The following is a 4,099-nucleotide window of genomic DNA, read 5'->3' as shown; positions in this document are numbered from 1 at the left end:
GAGCGCGCTCCGCGTCCGGCCAACGGTCGCACTGAGCGTGGCGAGCGTGGTGCGCCGAGCGGTCGCGGTACGCCAGTGGCGGATCGTCCAGCGGACACCACCAACAAGCGTCCGGCCAAGCCTGCGCCGAAGCGTCCGGGGATCAAGCTGGCTGATGGCGACAAGCCGTCGGGCAAGCGCCGCGGTGCGCCGGCAGGTTCCGGTCAGCGTCCGGGGTTTGGTCGCAAGAAGCCGGAATAAGGCAGTTTTGAGCTTCTAGCGGCAAGCTTCGAGCTTCAAGCTAAAGCAGAAACGCCAACCTTAGGGTTGGCGTTTTTTTTCGTCTGGCGAAAGGTATGTGGTGCTTTTGAGGGCCTCATCGCTGGCAAGCCAGCTCCCACAGGGATCTGCGGTGTTCACAGGATTTATGCAGCGCAACAAAAAACTGTGGGAGCTGGCTTGCCAGCGATGAGGCCAATGCAGCCACCTAATTTGCAGGATCAGAACACAAATCGCCCATCAAACACCGGCTTGTCATCCAGCGCCAAAACACCGCCCGAGAAAATCAGGTCCAGGTGATGACTGCCTTTCGCGCCACCGCCTAACCCAAGGTGCAAGCCACAATGCCGCTCCTCAAACCCGGCATTGCGCGCATACAAATCCTTCACGCCTTCATTGGTGCCAATCCCCAATTCCTCGATGCGCCGGTTTGACGGATTCGCGTCCAAGTACTTGTTGAAATCATGCTCCAGCCCCGGCACGTCCGTGGCAATGCGGCTGATGGTCGAGTTCTCGATCCACAGCTCCAGCGGCGACTCCAGCACGCCATATTTGCGCGCAAACGGAATGGTGCTGAGGAACGTGCCCTTGAACTTCACATGGCCGTTGATGGCCTCGCTGTGCGTGGCGATTTCACCCGGCGCGAGGTCGAAGTTGCCGACACCGTTGATGTCGGTCCATTTCTTGATGCTGCTCAGGGGCGCTTCGAACCATGAGCCTTCGTCGTCCTTGAAACTCAATGTGGTCGCCTGGGACATGCGCTGGATCAAATGGCTGTTCAGCCCGGCAATCCGCTGCGGCGTGACGCTGAAGGTGTCGTAGAAATAATCGCCGTAATCCTTGAACAGCAGCGATTTCTTCCAGTTTTCCGCCATCACGCCTTGCAGCGCACGGACAAACTCCGGGCCGTCGGGGCGCGGGTTGGGCAGGGTGGAAGAGTCGTAGAAGAAAATGTACAGATCGCTGTCGGTGATTGCCGCGGTCAGCGTCGCGGTGCTGTCGAGGTCCAGGCGTCGAGCGCTGAACGAAAAGCGCGGATGATCGCCAGCCTGTTCGGCGATGGCGCCGGTCAGCGCTGCGTAATCTGCCGTATGGCCGAGCAAGACCTGCGCCGAATCGAGGCCGGCGAGGGCCGGGTGATGTTCGAGGTAGTAAAGGAAATGCGAGATCGCGCGGAGCTTATCCATGAGTCCTCCCTGACTGACCGTGAAAAAAGCGGCAGGCACGACCGGCCGGATCATGCCTGCCTGGGGATGTCTTACAGAGGCCACATCGCCGTGCCGAACGGAACCACCGCGTCGGCTTGCATCATTTCCACAGCTGCCTCGTGAGTCGGTGCTTCAAACCATTCGTCCAGTTGCAGTTCGGTATCCAAGTCTTTTTCCAGTGCTTGCATGGTCGATCTCCTAGATGACGTTTCACGGTTATGACTGGCCGGTCGAGGTGGCCGGCGAGACGTGAAAGAACCTAGTTCAGGGTTTTTCTGAATGCAAAAAATTATTCATTTAAAAATTAAATAGACTTTTTGTTCTGTTTTTTCGCCGCATTTTTCTTATTTAAAAACAAAAAAATAGCGGCAACTTTTGTTAGCAAGCTTGCTACCGTCAATTTGCAGACGTCCTACAGAAATTTCTGAAATGGAAATTATGCGTTACGCGGCGTAACGAAATATTTACGAAAACGGCGATAAAACTCAATGAATCAACCTCGCTGCTGGCGTTGTAAGGAAAAGCTTCCGAAGCTTTGCCTGCCGGACCCCTTCCAAGGCTCTGGCGCGCTTGTTTCAAGGACGTTAGAAGGGTGAGATGCGCCCCATGCCTGTCGTGCAGGTGCATAACAAGAAGGAGGCGCAATGAACGCCGTGACTGATTTCCACTTCTCTCCGTGGGACGGTTTTTTCCTCGTCCGCGTCGATGGCCCGCAAAGGCCTGACTCAATTTTTGCAGCCGCCCGGGGTTCTCGTGGCGGACACACGCAATCCCGGCAACCGACACGCTGATCCAGCGGGGTCTGGCAGCAGGGGGTTAGCGGTGTACAATGCGCCGCGTTTTAACTGTGACCCTCTGCGTAATCGCGCAAATCTCAAGGCTATCCGCCTTGTTCACTCCGTGGCGCCACAAGCGTTTCGGGTTCGATTTCGTCACAGATAAAAACAAACAGGTGACGCATGACCGTTGTAAATAAGCTGAACTCCTGGTGCCTGCGCTGGGGTTTGATCGGGGCTGCTTGAAATCGCAACCTTGCAGCAACGTCTACTGAACATCATCAAACCTTGCGTGAGACCTTTTTCATGAGTGGACAACCCTCGCAATCAGGCGAGCTGAAACGCGGCCTGAAAAATCGCCACATTCAACTGATCGCCCTCGGTGGCGCGATCGGTACCGGATTGTTCCTCGGCTCGGCCGGGGTCCTGAAATCCGCCGGCCCGTCGATGATCCTCGGCTATGCCATTTGCGGCTTCATCGCCTTCATGATCATGCGCCAGTTGGGCGAAATGATCGTCGAAGAGCCGGTGGCCGGTTCCTTCAGCCATTTCGCGCACAAGTACTGGGGCGGTTTTGCCGGCTTCCTGTCGGGCTGGAACTGCTGGATTCTGTACATTCTGGTGGGCATGTCCGAGCTGACCGCGGTCGGCAAGTACATTCACTACTGGGCGCCGGACATTCCGACCTGGGCTTCTGCGGCAGCCTTCTTCGTGCTGATCAATGCGATCAACCTGGCCAACGTCAAAGTCTTCGGTGAGGCCGAATTCTGGTTCGCGATCATCAAGGTCGTGGCGATTGTCGGCATGATTGCGCTGGGCAGCTACCTGCTGGTCAGCGGCAACGGCGGCCCGCAAGCCTCGGTCAGCAACCTGTGGTCCCACGGTGGCTTCTTCCCCAACGGCGTCAGCGGTCTGGTGATGGCCATGGCGATCATCATGTTTTCCTTCGGCGGTCTGGAAATGCTCGGTTTCACCGCCGCTGAAGCCGACAAGCCGAAAACCGTGATCCCGAAAGCGATCAACCAGGTGATCTACCGGATCCTGATTTTCTACATCGGTGCGCTGGTCATCCTGCTGTCGCTGACCCCATGGGACAGCCTGCTGGAAACCCTCAATGCGTCCGGCGATTCCTACAGCGGCAGCCCGTTCGTACAAGTGTTCTCGATGCTCGGCAGCAACACCGCTGCGCACATCCTCAACTTCGTGGTGCTGACCGCGGCGCTGTCGGTGTACAACAGCGGCACTTATTGCAACAGCCGCATGCTGCTGGGCATGGCCGAGCAGGGCGATGCGCCAAAAGGTCTGGCGAAGATCGACAAGCGCGGCGTACCAGTGCGCTCGATTCTGGCTTCGGCGGCGGTGACGGTGATTGCAGTGCTGCTGAACTACCTGATTCCGCACAGTGCCCTGGAACTGCTGATGTCGCTGGTGGTTGCCACCCTGGTGATCAACTGGGCGATGATCAGCTTCTCGCACTTCAAGTTCCGTCAGCACATGAACAAGACTCAGCAGACGCCGCTGTTCAAGGCGCTGTGGTATCCGTACGGCAACTTCGTCTGCCTGGCGTTCGTGGTGTTCATCCTCGGCGTGATGCTGTTGATCCCGGGCATTCAGATCTCGGTGTACGCGATTCCGGTGTGGGTTGTGTTCATGTGGGTCTGCTACGTGATCAAGAACAAGCGCAGTGCACAAACTGCGTTGCCTGCGACCGCCAAATAAACGCGCAAGCAGAAACGACAAACCCGGCCAATGCCGGGTTCGTCATTTCTGAAGTTCACATACACCCTTTGTAGGAGTGAGCCTGCTCGCGATAGCGGTGTGACAGTCGACGAATTTTTATCTGACAGACCGCTATCG

The 4,099-nt window shown here is 57.0% G+C and carries 3 protein-coding genes and 1 pseudogene; 2 read left to right on the top strand and 2 right to left on the bottom strand.

The annotated features are described in order from the left end of the window. Nucleotides 1-240 (top strand): annotated as a pseudogene (locus EJA71_RS26155) (23S rRNA pseudouridylate synthase B); the annotation flags it as partial. 239 nt (nt 241-479) lie between these two features. On the opposite strand, the gene EJA71_RS26150 reads toward EJA71_RS26155, so the two are convergent. Both EJA71_RS26150 and EJA71_RS27415 read right to left on the bottom strand, forming a co-directional pair. After that, nucleotides 480-1,445: a leucyl aminopeptidase gene (locus tag EJA71_RS26150; protein WP_158960836.1), complete on the bottom strand. Its 966-nt coding sequence runs from the start codon at nt 1,443-1,445 to the stop codon at nt 480-482. Between the two features lie 71 nt (nt 1,446-1,516). Continuing rightward, nucleotides 1,517-1,654 (bottom strand): hypothetical protein, encoded by a 138-nt coding sequence (locus tag EJA71_RS27415; protein ID WP_003222780.1) that lies wholly within the window; start codon nt 1,652-1,654, stop codon nt 1,517-1,519. An 894-nt stretch (nt 1,655-2,548) separates the two neighbouring features. Here EJA71_RS27415 and EJA71_RS26145 point away from each other — a divergent pair. Continuing rightward, nucleotides 2,549-3,961 carry an amino acid permease gene (locus EJA71_RS26145; RefSeq protein ID WP_158960833.1) on the top strand — a complete coding sequence of 471 codons (1,413 nt, stop codon included), beginning with the start codon at nt 2,549-2,551 and terminating at the stop codon, nt 3,959-3,961. The last annotated feature ends 138 nt before the right edge of the window (nt 3,962-4,099 follow it).

Origin of the sequence: Pseudomonas sp. PB106, assembly GCF_009764645.1 — a bacterium.
In the GTDB taxonomy this organism is placed as follows: Bacteria; Pseudomonadota; Gammaproteobacteria; order Pseudomonadales; family Pseudomonadaceae; genus Aquipseudomonas.
Note: the sequence above shows the minus strand (reverse complement) of the source record. Positions and strands in the feature narration are given on the sequence as shown.